Below are 16,359 nucleotides of genomic sequence, written 5' to 3'. Positions count from 1 at the left end.
CTTTGATTTCTGCTCAGACCTCCTCCAACTCGCCGAAACTCACTCCGTCGCCGAATCGATCGCCTGCGCTATCAACCCCGCCTGCGCGCCTGCCACGAATCCGGCGTCGATGTTCACAGTCGAGAGGACGGTACAGGATTGTAACATTCCCGAGAGCGCCGCTTCGCCCCCGCTCGCGTGGCCGTAGCCGTTCGAGACTGGGAGTCCGATAACGGGCGTATCCACTAGCCCCGCCACGACGGTCGGGAGCGCGCCCTCGCGTCCGGCGGCGACAACGAGTACGTCGGCATCGCGGAGTGTGTCCACCTCGTCCAGCACGCGCACGAGGGAGGCGACGCCCACGTCGTGGATCTCTTCGACGCTGGCACCCATTTCTTCCGCGACGACGGCGGCCTCGCCGGCGGGAATTGCGTCACTCGTGCCCGCGCTGACGATGCCGACCGTCGCGTCGAGTTCGGGATGATCGAACCCCACCTCGTGCGCGACGAGCGCGCTGGCTCGTTCTCGCACGCGCACGTTCGCATCCGGATGCGCGTCCGCGAGGCGCGCGCGGACTGCTTGGACGTGTTCGTCGTCCGCGCGCGTCACGAGACCCCGGCCTGCCGTTTCGACTGCGGTCGTAGCGAGTGTCGCCACCTCACCGGGTGTTTTTCCGTCACAGAGAATTGCCTCAGGAACGCCTCTACGTGTCTCTCTGGCGGCGTCGAACCGTCCTGCTTCGGTTGTCGCATATCCCGACAGCCTCGATTCCGCTTCACTGACAGTTATTTCGCCGTCCGCGACCGCTTCGAGTAATTCCCGCATATATGCCCTTCTGTGCTCCTCCTACTCCCGTCTATCGTCCCATCCCTCTCTACTTTCCTCAACTTAAAAGTTTTGGCCATGCCCCCAGAGTAGGTCAGATTCTTCGACTCGTGGCGGTTCACCGCATAATTTGGGAAGCTTTATTAATAGGGCTACGGAAGGACGAACTTGTATGGCAGACCTTATTGTCAAAGCCGCTGTCAAAGAACAGCTCGACGACAAAAACGTTGCATCGGACTTCTACGATGCACTCGACGAAGAAGTCGCTGAGCTCCTCGACGACGCCGCCCGACGTGCCGAAGAGAACGACCGGAAGACGGTCCAGCCGCGCGACCTGTAAACGACGAAACTTCCTTCCATTTATTTTCGCCCGACTAGCGCTCGCTATCGCCACCGCTCGATTCCTACTACTCGTGAATCTCCACGCCGTCGTCGGTGCCGACGTGTATCTCGTCCGCCATTCCGACGAAGAGCCCGTGTTCCACGACCCCCGGAATCGAAGCAAGGTCGTCGGCGAGCTCCTGGGGTGACCGAATCTCGCCGAACGCACAATCGAGGACGAGATTCCCGTTGTCGGTCACGACTGGGCCATCCTTATGCGCAGCCTCGCGGAGCGTAGGGTTTCCGCCCAGCATGTGCACGTCGTCGGCGACCGTCGTTCGCGCTGCCGGGAGCACTTCGACGGGAACCGGGTGGCTCAGTCGTTCCCCCGCCTTGCTCGGGTCTGCCACGACGAGAAATCGACTTGCGGCGTTATCGACCACTTTCTCTCGTGCGTGCGCCGCTCCGCCGCCCTTGATGAGATGTGCCCCGGCGAATTGGTCTGCTCCGTCGATTGCCAGGTCGATGGTTGACACCGAATCGAGGTCGGTCAGCGGAATGCCCTCTTCGCGAGCCAATTGGCGGGACTGAAACGACGTCGGCACCCCCTGAACGTCGAGTCCGGCGTCCACCGCACGCCCAATGGCTCGAATCGCGTGTGCCGTCGTGCTTCCCGTACCCAGTCCGACGACCATCCCGTCCTCGACAGCCGCCGCCGCGCTCTCGCCCGCATTCCGCTTTGCCTCGTCGCTTCCACCCGTCGATTTCATACTTGGAGTGGGGTTTTCGTGTGTCTCTGAAAAAGGTTTGCTAGCACGATGTTGGGCACGTGGGTGCTATCGTGAATGTCGTCCATATCTTTCTGGCGCGCGCTGGCGTGGCTTCAAAGACAGCGTGGTTGCGGAGAACTCGCGAAGGTGAGCGGCGACGCCGCGAGCCGTCGTCCGAGAACCCTCGCTGAAGTTGCGCGAGGGGTGACTGAGCGAGTGAAACGAGCGAAGGAATCGGCTGGGGGGGACTGTAGGCGGTTGCGGTATTTGGAGTCGTGATTTGCTAACGCACAAAATAACAGACAGTCTTGAGCAAGTCACGACAACAAATAACCGCCACCGCCTCCGCAAGCCACACCTTCCCCAACCGATTCCCGTCACTCACTGAGTTCGTTTTGGTCATCCACTGTCGGAGCAAGCTCCGACAAGCCGGTCGCTCGCACGGAAAGAGACTCGCTTGTCTCTGCTCTCTCGCGTTGCTCACGAGAACGTCGCTCACGAAGACCTCGCGCGATACTCGGCGGATCTTCGGACGTTTCCTCAGCCCCGCCGACGCACGCGCCACGTTACCTGCGGGAATTTCGACGTTCCCCCCATTGTGTCGGCGGTAGGGTTTTGACGGTTTACTCCGTTCACGTCCCTATGACTGCGGCCCGCACGACGACCGAGAATTACGGGGAGCACGACTGATGGACGGGCGCGAGGTTTTCCGTATGAGTTGGCGCTCCATCCGGGGCCACAAACTGCGCTCGTCGCTGACAACGCTTGGCGTGATAATCGGCGTCGCGGCGGTCATTGCCCTCGCGACCCTCGGTGCGAGCGTGCAGGCGTCCATTATCGGCGATGTTGGCGGCGAGGAAGCCCAGCAGATTTACGTCTGGGTCGGCCCCGAAGGGCAACAAGGCGCGCCCGGCGCGGGCGCACAACCCGTCTTCTCGCAGCGCGATATCGACCGAATCGAGGCCATCGATGGCGTCGAAAGCGTCATCCCGCGCGGGAGCGTCCCGACTTCGGGATTGCGCTATGGAAACGACACCGTCGCCAGAAGCGATGTCGTCGCAATCACGCCCGCGTATTTCGACGGTGCGGAGTTCGAATCCGGTGGTGCGTTCACCAGCGGCGCGAACGAAGTCGTCCTGAACACCGCCGCGGCCACCCAGTTCGACCGGAACGTCACGGTCGGCGAGTCGATTGCTATCCTCCGCGCGAACGGTTCGGCGGTGAACGCCACCGTCGTCGGCATTCTGAATGGCTCCGCGAGTCAAGGGCCCTTCGAGGGCTTCGCCTCTCAGCCTCGGGTGTACACCCCGACCGACCCGTTCTACGAGACGAGTGTGGCTATCGACGGTGAGAACAGACGCGTGTATCCGCTACTGACGGTCATCGCGACGGGGCCGGATGCGGTCGACCCCGCCCGCGACGAGATGCTCAGGTATCTCGAAGATAATTCGGACGCTGCATCGCTCATGCCAACCGATTACGGCTTTTCCGCCCGAACCAACGAGGAACTGCTTCAGCAGGTACAAGACTTACTTAACACGCTCACCGGCTTCGTGACCGGCATCGCCGTCATCTCTCTCATCGTCGGCTCTATCGGTATCGCAAACATCATGCTCGTGAGCGTCACGGAGCGAACCAAGGAAATCGGAATCATGAAAGCCGTCGGCGCGCAGCGCCGGGACGTGATTCAGTTGTTCCTCGTGGAGGCCGTCATGCTCGGCCTGCTCGGCGCACTGTTGGGCACGCCGCTCGGCGTCGGGACGGCGTACCTCGTCGCGGGCTACATCGACGTCTCGCTGACCTTCCCGCTGGAGTGGTTCGCCATCGCAATCGCCGTCGGCGTCCTCGTCGGCGTCGTCGCTGGACTGTATCCCGCGTGGAGCGCAGCGCGCACTGACCCCATCGACGCCCTTCGCTACGAGTAAAAAAGCTGGATGATCGAAGCGGTATCTACAGGTTTCCGCACTGTTCACACTAAGTCGAATGCGGCTTCCCCGCATTCTGGGTTGATGGGAGCCCAATTCCCCTTGTAACACGCATTCCGACAGGCACGCCTGAGTCAGTTTTCGAATGGGAGGTTTCCGGGATCTTCGGCGACGACCCACCAATGGAAGTCCGCCTTCGGATGTCGCCGTTCGACGTGGTCTCGGAGTTCTCGTTCCTCGTCGAAGTCACGCCCACAGAGGTTACAGCGGTGATGTCGTTTCCGAACCATAGCTCTAGAACGCTCGGAAAGAGATAAAACTCGTCGCTTGTGAGGATATTTCGTCCGACCTCCCGACCATATTTGCATCCGCCCATAGCACTATTTTCCTCCCTGTCGTAGCCCCGCACATGCCTCGAGAGGAACTAGTGCAAGCCGCAGAGGAACTGAAACACGCCAGCGCTGACGTTTCTGACGACGTAAAAGACCGACTCGAATCCCAAGCCGAATCGCTCAGCAATCTTGCGGAGGCAGACCACGGGCCGGACCACGGCCGACTCGACCGAATCATGCATTCGCTCTCGGAACTCAAATCCGAGGTGGACGACGAAACGGCGAAACGTGTCGAGAGCGCCTACGACCACGTTAAGGCACACCGCGAGACCGTAAGCGGCGTCTGAAATTCCTGTCTCGCAATCAAATTTGAAGGACAGCAGCGACGCTCGCAATCAGCAAACTGGCTTCGGATTGACGCCCATTGACTCCAGCGATTCCGTGTACTCATCGTAGGCGGCGGTAATCGCGCCACTAGCGGCTTCTTTGGCCTGTTCCCAATCGTCCTCCGATTCACAGCGTTCGGCGAGCAGTTCGAGTGCATCCTCCAACTGCTCGTCGAGGTCTCCCTTCAAATCGCGGAACACTTGCGCGGATTGTGGGTCTGCTTGTCCCGTGAAGAAACCGGTTAACTGCGTCTTCGACTTCTCGCTCGCCAGCGTGCGTCCGACGAACCCGCCGAGCCGTTCGCGGGTGTCGTCCAATCCGCGTAGATAGTCGTGCAGTGCCGGAATCTCGCCCGGGTCGTGGTCGTCTACTTTTCCGGACACCGTCTCGTAATGCTCTGTCTCGATTTCGACGATATCCGAAAACAGTTCGCTCGCATCCTTGTCGGTTTCCAAGTCGGCCCACTCTGAAAACGTCTCGGCTGCGGCGTGTTCGGAATCGGCGGCGGCGCGAAACACCTCGTCCGGTTCCATTTCACCCCCGGTCGCAGCGTACAGCGACTTCGATGACCCGAGGCGCGAGAGGGCGGTTTCGTTTTCCTTACGGACTGCTTCGACGAACTCGTCCGAATCCATGCGCCACGATACGGAGGCGACCCGCTTGTATTCACCGACGCCGGAAAGAAAGAGGGCCGATTAGCACATTTCGTCCAGCGAGACGAACGTAGCGGCATCCGCGGTTATCCAACTGGCCATCCGTTGGAGGCGGGTCGCTTTTTTCGGATAAATCGTACACCTGTTCGGTTTGCCATCGTACTCGACCACGACGGACGACAACTCGAACGACTGTTGGTCAGTGGCACTCTGTTTCGGTTCGGCCGATCTGTCGATTGTATCGAAACTGCCGGTCATTATGGCCTCATGGAGCGTCGGAGCGACGCAACAATATTGAGATTCGTCGCCCTCTCTATAACCTCTGCTAGTAGCTCTCTGTATCGTTATATACCGTTGCGGTATCGTTCGCTTTAGATGCCGTTTTCCCTGTAGACGAATACGCGTTGCCGACTGGGAGCACTGCAACGGATGCTCGTCACGACGCTCGACGATAGAAAATGCTGATTCGGGATTCGCCGTGTACGCTCAGTTTCCGCTTCCGGTTTCGATGGGCGCATCGACGAGGTTGCCCCACTCGGTCCACGACCCGTCGTAGTTGACGACGTTGTCGTAGCCGAGCAGTTCCGACAGCGCGAACCACGCAATCGAGGAGCGTTCACCGATTCGGCAGTAAGCGACGACCTCCTGGTCGTTCGTTACGCCTTCGCTCTCGTAGAGGTCGCGGAGTTCCTCTGCGCTCTTGAACGTGCCATTGGGGTTGACGGTGGCCGCCCACGAGACGTTCGACGCGCCGGGGATGTGGCCGCCGCGCTGTGCGGTTTCCTGCAGTCCTGGCGGGGCGAGCACTTCGCCGCTGAACTCTTCGGGCGAGCGAACGTCCACGAGGGGGACGCCGCGGTTGATTGCTTTCTCCACATCGTCGCGGTAGGCACGGATACCCTCGAATGGGCCACGGGCGTTGTATTCGACTTCGGAGAAGTTCGGCTCCTCGTCCGTTGTCGGATAGTCGTTTTCGAGCCAGTAGTCGCGGCCGCCGTCCAGCAGGCGCACGTCGCGGTGACCGTAGTATTTGAACTGCCAGTAAGTGTAGGCCGCGAACCAGTTGGAGTTGTCACCGTAGAGGACGACGGTCGAATCCTCGGCGATGCCGTGGCTTCCCAGCAGGTCGGCGAAGTCCTCCTTTTCCAGGATATCCCGTTGCGTCTGGTCTTGGAGTTGCGTCTCCCAGTTGAAGCCGATTGCGCCGGGAGCGTGGGCGTCGTCGTACGCTTCGGTGTCCACGTCCACCTCTACGAGACGGTACTCGGGGTCGTCGCTCTCGAACTTGTCCAGGTTGTCCTCGACCCAGTCGGCGGTAACGAGAACGTCCTTGGCGTAATCACTATTGCTCATACACGTCTACATTTCTGTGCCCGGATTATATCGTTGTTACTGCCGGAAGCATCCGCCTTCTGTTGAGTTTCCCGGCTTATTTTGCCGCCAAAAACGACCAGTTTCGAGGATTAGCGTCTCTATCCGACTGTTAGGTGGTCTTCTCGTGGAAAGATGCGGAAATTATTTCCGGAACCTCCGCTAGCCTGCTCGATTCGACGCAACCCGGATGGCTAAGGCGCTGGCGTCGGTAGTTCGACTCAATGCAGGAAAACGTCGTCGTCTCCGCGAACTGGCTCGCAGAGCGACTGAACGAAGTACACATCGTAGACGTTCGCGACGGATGGGAGTATGAAGGAATCGGTCACCTTCCCGGCGCGGTCAACGTCCCATTCGAGACGTTTCGATCCGCCGAGGCGGACGACGCGGGAATGCTTCCCGGAGACGAAACGTGGGCGGAGCTTCTCGGGAACGTCGGTATCAGCGAGGACGACACCATCGTCGCCTACGACGACATGCACGGCGTGTTCGCGGCGCGATTCCTCGTCACTGCGGAACTGTACGGTCACGAAAATCTACACCTCCTCGACGGTGATTTCAGTTCGTGGCAGGGCAAACACGAAACGACGACCAACGCGCCCACCCCGGAAGAAGTACCGTATCAGGTTCGAGAGCCTGCCGAGACACCACTCGTCGGACGTGAAGCGGTACAATCGGCCATCGACGACCCGGACGCCGTGCTCGTCGATACTCGCGACCCCGAGGAGTTTGCTGAAGGACATCTTCCGAGCGCGGTCAACGTGGATTGGCTCGACCTCGTAGACGACGAAACTCGTGGTCTCAAATCCCAGGATGAACTCCGAGCGGTTCTCGAATCGAACGGTGTGACCCCCGACAAACGAGTCGTTCTCTACTGTAACACTGCCCGACGAATCAGTCACACCTACGTCGTCCTCTCGCACCTCGGCTATGACGACCTCGGCTTTTACGAGGGAAGTCTCACGGAATGGACTGATGAGGACAGGAAACTCGAAACGGCGTAGTCGGAAGTAAACGAAAATGATTCCCCACCGTAACCGCTCTTTTACCCGCTTTTCGATAGTTGTTATTCGTCGACCGAGTGCTCTGGTACGGAATCGCAACACAACGGCGAAGCGGTTTTCGTCGTTACTGGCTGGAAACGGCTGGAGGCTGTTCAGTAACGAATGACACTGGTGGGTTCCCTGCCGATGAGGACGCTCGCTGGTGTGAACCTAACGAGAATAGTTTTCCATTGGCCAGCGAAACGGTGGAGTCCCTTTATCGTAGGTTCCGGCCTATAGCCTGTCACCCCGGGAGGGGGAAAGGGATGACCGAGAAGAAACAACAAGACACAGAAAACGTCGAATCGGAAGAACGACGCTCGTTCATGAAGAAGGGCGCGCTCGCGACGGGTGCGCTCGCGCTGGGTCTCGGTAGTGCCGGAACCGCTGCCGCGCAGGACGGAAGTTCGGTGTTGGTCTACACGTACGACTACCACCCGAACGTTCCGTTCCGCGTCGCAAACAGCCTCGAACAATCGACGGTCGTTCGACTGCTGTCGCGTCCCGGTGGCGGAGACGTGCCCGAAATCAGCCAGCCCGACGACTATAGCGGCTGGGTTATCCGATACGACCTCGGTGGGCAAGACGCCGCTATCACCACGATCATGTTCTCGCGTCAAGCGAGTCTCAGTTCGGGTGACCGGCGTCGGTTCTCCGGTGACGCGACCATCTTCAGCAGCGAACTCAACCTGCTCAGCAGTAACCTCCGAAGCGGTAGCAACTGAGCAGTTTCGCTGCTGTGTTGGTTGAAGAACAACGCAATTTCACGTTCATTTTTCAGCAAAAGCAAGATAGCGAGCGGGTACCTGACGGTCTGTTTCCATACTCATGAACGTTTAGAGAAGTCATGAAAGGCGACGAACTCCAACAGGCGAACGAATCACTCGAAACGGATGCATCCGTCTTCGATGCGTTCAAACGACAGACGGGAGAGCGTGAGCCGTCGGGAACCGCTTTGCTGTTCGCTCGTGATTACTACCCGAACGTCCCGTTTCGCGTACTGGGAAGCCTCCCCGCCACGATAACGGTCGCTATCCTCGACGAACCGCCCGACGGCGTGCAGGTAATTTCGCAACCGGACGACTACAACGGGTTCGTCATCAGCTACGGGTTTCACGAGACACCGATCTATACGTTCCTCTTCACGCGCCGATTTCTGCCGACCGGTGGCCGATTTCGGCTGGGTAGCGACCCGACATATTTCAGTACGAACCTCAACCTCCTCGAAGTCTCCCTCGTCAAGTCATAATCCCGGATTCGAATGGATTTCATATAGCAGTATTACATTCATCATTTAACTGCTGTGCCTCTCTTCCTCCGATTTGAACATCACGTCTGTTAAGTATCACCGACTGTAACCACCGAGTAATGAACCGCCGAACGTTCCTTACAGCGGGAAGCGCCGCTCTCGCCGGTCTTGCTGGTTGTCTCGACAGCACCGGGTCGAGCGAGCAGTCCCAGAACACCGGCACCACGGCCAAGACGACTGCCCAGACCGAACTGAGTGGGACGCTGAAGGTCGCAACGTACAGCGCACTCGTGGACGCGCCGAGTTCGTCGCCCGGCAAATGGCTGAAAAAGGAGTTCGAAAAGGCATATCCAAAAGCGACGCTCGAATGGCAGACGCCCGAAAACGAGGTGAACTACTTCATTCAGCGGAAGGCACAGGGCGTCACCATTGATACGGACGTGTACGTCGGACTGAACGTCGACCACCTCATCACAATCGACGACAAACTCGGCGGAAAACAGCTGTTCACTCCGATTGCGGACTCGCTGTCGAACTACGGCCACGTCAAAGACGGGCTGAAGTTCGACCCAAAACAGCGAGCAGTTCCGTACGACACGGGATACATCAGCCTCGTGTACAACGCGCACGAAGTGGACGAACCTCAGACCTTCGACGCGCTGACGAAACCGAAGTTCAAGAGCACGCTCATCACCGAAAACGCCCAGCAAGCGATTACCGGGCGCGCCTTCTTGCTTTGGTCGATTCACCAGAAAGGGCCGGATTCGTACCTCGACTACTGGAAGCAGTTGAAGCAAAACAACGTACAAATTCTCGGTTCGTGGGACGCCGCCTACACCGCCTACTCGAACGGCGAGCGACCCATCGTCGTCTCCTACTCCACCGACCAAGTGTACGCGAATCGCTCCGGCGCGGACATGAAAAAGCACCAAATCGGCTTCCTGAACGGTCAGGGCTACGCGAACCCAGAAGGTATGGCGAAGTTCGCCGACACCGACAACTCGCAGTTGGCCGACGCGTTCCTCGAATTCATGCTCTCGAAGAAGGCCCAATCGAAGATTCCGACGCTCAACGTCCAATTCCCCGCAACAGATTGGGCCGACCCCGGCAATGAGTTCGAAAAGTACGCGAAAGCACCCGAGAAGCCGATCACCTACTCCTACGACGAGTTGAAAGGCAACATCGAAGGATGGGTTGAACAGTGGGCGCGACAAATCGCAAGCAACTGAATGCGCTTTCGGCACTGGCTGGAACGACACGCGCTCGCCCTCCTCGGAGTCGCAACCACTGCCGTCCTCGCCGTGCTGTTCTACTTTCCAGTCGCCATCGTTTTCGCGGATGCGGGTGGTTCGGACGCCTTCATCGACGTTCTGACCGACCAGTTCTACGTCAACGAAATTTTCAGATTTACGGCGTGGCAGGCGTTTCTTTCCACACTGGCCAGCGTTGCACTCGGACTGCCGGGTGCCTACATTCTCTCACGCTACGAGTTCCCCGGCCGACGGACGATTCGATCGCTAACTATTATCCCGTTCGTCATGCCGTCGATTCTCGTCGCCATCGGCTTCGTGGCGATGTTCGGCCAACACGGACTGCTGAACGACGTGCTCGGACTCGTCGGATTCGGGCCGTACTCCCTGCTCTACAATCTACCAGCCATCGTCGTTGCCCACGCGTTCTACAACGCGCCGCTAGTTGCCCGAATCACCAACGCGGCGTGGGAGAGCGTGGATGCCCGCGAGGTCGAAACCGCTCGAAGCCTCGGCGCAGGTCGGTTTCGGGCGTTCCGCGACGTGCTGGCTCCGCAACTCCTGCCCGCGATTTTAACAGGTGCGCTCCTCACGTTCATCTTCACGTTCATGTCGTTTCCCATCGTGCTGGCGCTGGGTGGCTTCCAGTTCCAGACTGTCGAGGTGTGGATTTACGCGCTAGTTCGCGATTTGGATTATTCGGAGGCTGCAGTCCTTGCAGTCCTCGAAACGACTCTCTCGTTGGTGCTGACCTACGCGTATCTTCGGTATGAAGCACGACAAACGTCGGCAACCCGATCGAGCCGTCCGCTTGCCCGAAAATGGTTGTTTTCCGGCGTCCGCACCTCGGGAGAATCCCTTGAACGTGTTGGCGTTCTGGCCTATTTCGTCCTCGTCGCAATCGTCTTCGTCGGCCCACTGGTCAGCACCGTTCTCGAAAGCTTGACCGGCCCGAACGGATTTACCCTCCAGTACTACGAATTTCTCGTCACTCGGCAGGTCTCGGGAGCGTCCTTCCAGACCAAACCCGGCGTCGCGGTTCGAAATTCGCTGTTCTTCGGAATCGGAACCCTGCTCATCGCGCTTCCGATGGGTGTCGTCATTGCGGTACTTTCCAGAGCGAAAGGCGGCCGACTCGTGGAAGCAATCGCGATGGCTCCACTCGCGGTCAGCGGTGTAATGGTCGGTCTCGGTATGCTTCGCGGACTCGTCTTTGGGGTACCAGTCGCCGGAACCAGAATCCAAGTCGGCGGCGCGGTTGCCATCGTCGCGGCCCACGCCGTCGCGGCGTATCCCTTCGTCACGCGAAACGTCGCTCCGATGCTCTCGGGTATCGACCCCCGGATGGTCGAATCCGCGCGCGCACTCGGCGCGACTCGATTCCGGTCGCTGGTGGACATCGAACTCCCACTCGTCGCCGTCGGACTCGCCGCCGGGGCCGCCTTCGCCTTCGCAATCAGTATCGGTGAGTTCGACTCGACAGTTATTCTTGCCACGGGCAGTAGCAGTTACACGATGCCCGTCGCCGTCGAACGCTATCTCGGCAACCGAACGCTCGGCCCAGCGACGGCGATGGGGACCGTTCTGCTCGTCGTCACCGCTGTCAGCTTCGTCGTCATCGACCGCCTCGGCGGGAGGTGGGAGGGTGGGTAGTCTATCCTCCAGCGGCGAGCGGATGGAAACCGCGAGGTGGGAGCGTGGTTGACGTTCGACTCTCCGGCGTGCGAAAGGAGTACGACGGCGTCACCGCCCTCGAAGAAATCTCGATTCACGTCGCGAACGGCGAATTCTTCACGCTCGTCGGCCCCTCCGGATGCGGAAAAACGACCACACTCCGCGCGATTGCTGGTTTCGAGGAACCGACCGCCGGAACGGTGCAGTTCGGAAACCGCGAGATGACGGGTGTCCCGCCGGAAAATCGCGATGTAGGGATCGTCTTCCAGAACTACGCGCTGTTTCCCCACATGACCGTCGCGGAAAACGTCGGCTACGGCCTCCGGTTCCGCGACCCGCCCGGAGCGATGACGCGCGACGAGCGCATCCAATCGCTCCTCGAACTGGTCGATTTGGCCGACTTCGGCAACCGCAAGCCGGACGAGTTGTCGGGCGGTCAGCAACAGCGTGTCGCGCTCGCTCGTGCGCTCGCACCCGGCCCGGACGTACTTCTCTTGGACGAACCGATGAGCGCGCTCGATGCCCGTCTCCGCGACGATCTTCGTACGCAAGTCTCCCGAATCCAGTCCGACCTCGGGATCACGACGATCTACGTCACCCACGACCAGGAAGAGGCGCTGGCGATAAGCGACCGCGTGGCCGTCATGCACGACGGACGTGTCGAACAAATCGGTCGTCCCGAGGACGTGTATCGCCGACCCGACTCCCGATTCGTCGCCGAGTTCGTCGGCGAGAACAACGTCTTTTCGGGTGACACGGTTGCACACGAAACAGGGGGGTCGCTGGTCGCGGTCGATGACCACGAGTTCCGGATTGCGGGCGCGACGGACGACCGCGTAACGTTCTGTATCCGCCCCGAAGCGCTCAGACTGGATGGCGGCGAAAATTCGTTTTCGGCGACCGTCGAGACCGTCGAGTTCCTCGGCGAAGCGTTCCGCGTGCATCTCGACTGGGACGGCAGGCGGGTGATGCTCCGAGTGTCCGAGGCACCGGAAAGTGAAACGGTTCGTGTCGGATTCGACCCCGAAGACGCCCACATCATCGACGGTGGGACGACTGAACTGATCGAACAGCGATGACGGTTCAGAAATAGTGATCGGGTCGACTTGGTCGCTATCTCTGCAATGGATTGAACGGAAAACTCGTATTTTCAAAAACAAAATCTGCAGGCCCTTTTCGTGCTTACAATCCCGAAGACGAGCTTCGGCCGCTCTCCAGGGCTCTATTGTGTACTTTACTCCGCCTTCGAAAAACAGTTCCTATCAGCTATCAGTTGTTGTTCAATTGTTTGTTGTGTCGGTCGTAAACGTTCCATCAGTGAAGCCACCGTCCGTCGTGTCGGTCGTAAACGTTCCATCAGTGAAGCCACCGTCCGTCGTGTCGGTCGTAAACGTCCCGTCGGTGGTATCAGTGAAGCCACCGTCCGTCGTGTCAGTGGTGAACGTTCCATCGGTGCCGTTCGTCGTCTCGGTGGTGCGGAAGTCGGTTTCCTCCGTGGTAAATGTCCCTTCCGTTCCTGTTCCGAAATCACCCGATCGGACGATGTTGCCTCGCATGCTGTCCGGATGGAACCGACAGCGATAGCGCCGCACACGGTCGGTTGCGCGAAACGAGATCGACCGTGTCGCGCCCCGTCGAGATGTCGCTTCGGTTTCCCGCAGAACGTTCCCCGACCCGTTCTCCTCGCCGAGTATCTGTAACTGGTGTCGTGCGCCGTCCAAATTTATCCAGACGATTCTGTAGCGTTCGCCCGGAACCAGTCCTATCGTCGGATTGTCCGCACGCTCAATGACGGAGGGCGTCAGCCCGAGCCATGCATCGATTCGTCCACCGAGGATAACGACCCGTTCACCATCGCTCGTCGTTTGGGTTCCGCCGTTGGTCGTCTCCCCCCCGTTGGTCGTCTCCGTCGTTTGATTGTCCTGTGCCATGGCGATGCGTCCGAGAACTCCAACTCCAGCCACGCCTCCTACTGCCTTCAGAAATGTTCGACGCTGTGACTTCGGTGACTGTGTCATCTGTTATTCCTCTGTCCACGAAACGAGTTCTCGGAGTAAAAACCGGTCACACCGTTCGGTTTTGTAATCGCAAATTATGCGCGAGATGTGCCCGTTATCCTTGGTTCGAGGGACGGAAACAGTCGCCTAGCCGTCAGACCATTTCGAGTCCAGATAGTTCGACTTCCGGACTCCGGCTGCAATTTTCGAGTTAGGATTACAGTTATTGTCGATTCTTTGCCGTACTTCAGTACTCCTGCCAAAATCGTTCCAGTCCGAGCGAGAGCATGTCGGGGCTGACCGGTTGGAACTCCTCTCGCTCGGTTTCGGGGAAAAACTCCCTGACGCCGTCCCACGATTCGCGGGCGTAGCGACTGTCCACCAGCACGCGGATTCCTCTCTCATCCGACCCACGGATAACTCGTCCAAGCGCCTGTCGTGCCTTTCTGACGGCGGGAACTGTGAGAGCATAGGTAAACCCGTCGCCAAACTTTCGTTCGTATGCGGTTCGCACGGCCCGAGTTCGGGGACTCGCGGTGTTGATGATAGGAACGCCACAGACGACTGCGGCTTTGAGTCGGTCACCGCGATAATCGACACCCTCCGTAAGCGTCCCTCGGAGACTCGTGACGAGGACTTTTGCTTCACCGCCGAAGAACTCGTCTTTCAGGTCTTCCGTCGCGTCGTCCGCACTGCTCTCGTCCAGCAGAACCGGTTTGTCAACCACCGTTCGTAAGTGCTCCGCGGCCCACGTTGCCTCCGCGTAGTTCGGCATTCCAACGAGGACGTTACCGGGCGACCGCGCCACGTCGCGAATCGCATCGGCATACACCTGCCGCTCTCCGGTTTCGTCGTCCGGCGCACCACGGTTGTCGTAGGTGAATTTCGGTGCATCCACCGCGAAACTCTCGCGGTTCGACTCGGGGAAGTTCAAGCCGAACGTTCGTTCTACGACTGGTCTGCCGTCGTTTTCCAGATGAACCAGTCCCGACACCTCCTCGAATATTTCGAGCGGTTCGAGCGTAGCACTCATCAAAATGCCGCCCCCGAATTCGCCTAACTGTTCGCCGATGGCGTCGCTCGGAACGCAGTTCTGCATGGCGAGCTTGGCATTGTACGCCCGCCGCCACGAATCGTCGGGTTCGCGGTCGTTCCACGTCCGTTCGAGGACGATTTCGCGGAAATACTCCTCGTGGTCGTTGCGGTACCACTCGCCGAGTGCCCTGCCTGCGGGCAGGGCATTTCGTTCTCTGTCTTCTTCCTCTGCTTCGTTGAGGATTTTTGCGACGACTGCGCCAACCTTCTCCGCACGTGCCCAGGTGCCGCCGTCGTAGCCCGCTTCGTCCGCCCATTTCGAAATTTCGTCCGGTTGCGGAACGGTCGGGTCGCGCAGTGGAATTTCCGCATCCGAGAGGCCGGTGAGGTTCGCTTTCCAGCCCCGGTGTTCGCGTTCGAGATGCGCCGTCACTCGTCGGTCGAGTTCCTCACGGAGGTCACGGATGAAATCACGCGTTTCCTCCAACTCGCGAAGGGTGACACCTGCGTCTTCGAGTTCACCCCGGATGAGGTTCGCATCGGCAGTCGTGTGCGTGGAATCCTTGTCGTCGAACTTCACCGGTTGGATGACGCGGGTGAGTTCGGCTTCGGCGTCTCTGAGGGTCGTATCGCCGACGGACTGGCTCACGAGGTCACGAACGCGCGGTTCCAGCATGTGGGCTTCGTCGCAGACGAGGAACGTCGAGTCGTCTACCAGGGCGCCCGTGAACGTCGCTGTCGTCACCGGATCGAATGCGTGGTAGTAGTTGCCGACGACGACCTCGACGTGGCCCAGCAACGCACCCATCATCGAGTGCGGACAGGTGCCCCACTGAACGGAGTTGGCCACGAGGTCGCTCGGTTCGATGAGGCCCATGCTGTCGAAATCGAATGGCACGGCTTCGACCGGGTCGCCATCTTCCGGCATATCCTCCAGAAATTGCGCGTAGAAGGGACAGTATTCGAGGTCGTTGTACTCCGGCATCTCGGGCGGATAGGGTGACGGTTCGCCCGCCGTTTCGAGGTAGGACGCGGCGCTTCCCTGACTGCCGCTATCGGCAAGCCCCATCTGCTGGCTCCTGGCTTGGGAGGCGAGGGCTTGGGCGGTCGTTGCGCCACTTTCGCCGGTCAGGTCGCGGGTTCGCTCCCGCAGGCCTTCACAGCGGTCGTAGACGTTGGAATCGTCGATACCGCCCGAATTTTCGCGGTTGTAGGGACACACGTCGGCTTTCCCGACCATGGTGAGCGCCGAAACCGGCTTCCAATCGTCGGGTAAATTCGCGTTTATCGTCTTCAGGTCGGTTTCGAACTGGCGGAGTTGCTGTTTGACGCTCGTCAGGACGAACACGCGCTCGTACTGACTGTCGGGGTCTCGGACGAGGTGGAGGCCAGCCGTCAGCGCCAGCATGGTCTTGCCAGTCCCGCAGGCCCCTTCGATAACCGAAAAGCCATCGTCACGGGCGGTCTCGATGGCTGTCTCGATACCATCTTCCTGCTCCTCGTAGGGGTCGTCGTGACCGAATATGGTTCGCCAGTCCGCCATCATTG

Annotated in this window: 17 protein-coding genes; 9 read left to right on the top strand and 8 right to left on the bottom strand. The window is 59.5% G+C overall.

Going from position 1 to position 16,359, the window contains the following annotated elements; all coding sequences use genetic code 11:
* Positions 1-39: 39 nt before the first annotated feature.
* Entirely contained in the window at positions 40-804 is a 765-nt protein-coding gene (larB, locus tag ACN2TU_RS12705) for a nickel pincer cofactor biosynthesis protein LarB (RefSeq protein ID WP_435155766.1), read from the bottom strand.
* Between the two features lie 172 nt (positions 805-976).
* On the opposite strand from larB, the gene ACN2TU_RS12700 reads away from it, so the two are divergent.
* Positions 977-1,144, top strand: a complete 168-nt coding sequence (locus ACN2TU_RS12700) for a DUF1931 family protein (RefSeq protein WP_266079151.1) — start codon at positions 977-979, stop codon at positions 1,142-1,144.
* 67 nt (positions 1,145-1,211) lie between these two features.
* Here the strand turns inward: ACN2TU_RS12700 and rpiA are convergent, their stop codons facing one another.
* Positions 1,212-1,895 (bottom strand): ribose-5-phosphate isomerase RpiA, encoded by a 684-nt coding sequence (gene rpiA / locus ACN2TU_RS12695; protein ID WP_435155764.1) that lies wholly within the window; start codon positions 1,893-1,895, stop codon positions 1,212-1,214.
* Between the two features lie 713 nt (positions 1,896-2,608).
* On the opposite strand from rpiA, the gene ACN2TU_RS12690 reads away from it, so the two are divergent.
* Entirely contained in the window at positions 2,609-3,820 is a 1,212-nt protein-coding gene (locus tag ACN2TU_RS12690; protein ID WP_435155762.1) for an ABC transporter permease, read from the top strand.
* Between the two features lie 134 nt (positions 3,821-3,954).
* On the opposite strand, the gene ACN2TU_RS12685 is transcribed toward ACN2TU_RS12690, so the two are convergent.
* Entirely contained in the window at positions 3,955-4,110 is a 156-nt protein-coding gene (locus ACN2TU_RS12685; RefSeq protein WP_435155761.1) for a hypothetical protein, read from the bottom strand.
* A gap of 119 nt (positions 4,111-4,229) precedes the next feature.
* Here ACN2TU_RS12685 and ACN2TU_RS12680 point away from each other — a divergent pair, with 119 nt between their 5' ends.
* Positions 4,230-4,499 (top strand): DUF7553 family protein, encoded by a 270-nt coding sequence (locus ACN2TU_RS12680; RefSeq protein WP_435155760.1) that lies wholly within the window; start codon positions 4,230-4,232, stop codon positions 4,497-4,499.
* 48 nt (positions 4,500-4,547) lie between these two features.
* On the opposite strand, the gene ACN2TU_RS12675 is transcribed toward ACN2TU_RS12680, so the two are convergent.
* The 3 genes from ACN2TU_RS12675 to ACN2TU_RS12665 form a co-directional block, all read right to left on the bottom strand.
* Complete coding sequence (locus ACN2TU_RS12675) at positions 4,548-5,174, bottom strand: rubrerythrin family protein (RefSeq protein WP_435155758.1); 627 nt, start codon at positions 5,172-5,174, stop codon at positions 4,548-4,550.
* A 60-nt stretch (positions 5,175-5,234) separates the two neighbouring features.
* Positions 5,235-5,450 (bottom strand): DUF7511 domain-containing protein, encoded by a 216-nt coding sequence (locus ACN2TU_RS12670; RefSeq protein ID WP_435155756.1) that lies wholly within the window; start codon positions 5,448-5,450, stop codon positions 5,235-5,237.
* Between the two features lie 228 nt (positions 5,451-5,678).
* On the bottom strand, positions 5,679-6,545 hold the full coding sequence (locus ACN2TU_RS12665) for a sulfurtransferase (RefSeq protein WP_435155754.1): 867 nt from the start codon (positions 6,543-6,545) through the stop codon (positions 5,679-5,681).
* A 242-nt stretch (positions 6,546-6,787) separates the two neighbouring features.
* Here ACN2TU_RS12665 and ACN2TU_RS12660 point away from each other — a divergent pair, with 242 nt between their 5' ends.
* The 6 genes from ACN2TU_RS12660 (at position 6,788) to ACN2TU_RS12635 (ending at position 12,858) form a co-directional block, all read left to right on the top strand.
* Positions 6,788-7,567 carry a sulfurtransferase gene (locus ACN2TU_RS12660; protein WP_435155752.1) on the top strand — a complete coding sequence of 260 codons (780 nt, stop codon included), beginning with the start codon at positions 6,788-6,790 and terminating at the stop codon, positions 7,565-7,567.
* A 305-nt stretch (positions 7,568-7,872) separates the two neighbouring features.
* On the top strand, positions 7,873-8,331 hold the full coding sequence (locus ACN2TU_RS12655; protein WP_435155751.1) for a hypothetical protein: 459 nt from the start codon (positions 7,873-7,875) through the stop codon (positions 8,329-8,331).
* 122 nt (positions 8,332-8,453) lie between these two features.
* On the top strand, positions 8,454-8,855 hold the full coding sequence (locus ACN2TU_RS12650; protein WP_435155750.1) for a hypothetical protein: 402 nt from the start codon (positions 8,454-8,456) through the stop codon (positions 8,853-8,855).
* 119 nt (positions 8,856-8,974) lie between these two features.
* Positions 8,975-10,084 (top strand): thiamine ABC transporter substrate-binding protein, encoded by a 1,110-nt coding sequence (locus ACN2TU_RS12645; RefSeq protein WP_435155749.1) that lies wholly within the window; start codon positions 8,975-8,977, stop codon positions 10,082-10,084.
* Positions 10,085-11,758, top strand: coding sequence for an ABC transporter permease (locus ACN2TU_RS12640; RefSeq protein WP_435155747.1), 1,674 nt, complete (start codon positions 10,085-10,087; stop codon positions 11,756-11,758). It abuts the gene before it with no gap.
* A 44-nt stretch (positions 11,759-11,802) separates the two neighbouring features.
* Positions 11,803-12,858 (top strand): ABC transporter ATP-binding protein, encoded by a 1,056-nt coding sequence (locus tag ACN2TU_RS12635; protein WP_435155746.1) that lies wholly within the window; start codon positions 11,803-11,805, stop codon positions 12,856-12,858.
* 201 nt (positions 12,859-13,059) lie between these two features.
* Here the strand turns inward: ACN2TU_RS12635 and ACN2TU_RS12630 are convergent, their stop codons facing one another.
* Complete coding sequence (locus ACN2TU_RS12630; protein ID WP_435155745.1) at positions 13,060-13,710, bottom strand: cupredoxin domain-containing protein; 651 nt, start codon at positions 13,708-13,710, stop codon at positions 13,060-13,062.
* Positions 13,711-14,023: 313 nt separating this feature from the next.
* Complete coding sequence (locus tag ACN2TU_RS12625; protein WP_435155744.1) at positions 14,024-16,357, bottom strand: ATP-dependent DNA helicase; 2,334 nt, start codon at positions 16,355-16,357, stop codon at positions 14,024-14,026.
* Positions 16,358-16,359 lie beyond the last annotated feature (2 nt).

The sequence above is a fragment of the Haladaptatus marinus genome (assembly GCF_051194195.1).
The sequence above is the reverse complement of the archived record's forward strand: the minus strand, read 5'-3'. Positions and strand labels throughout refer to the sequence as shown.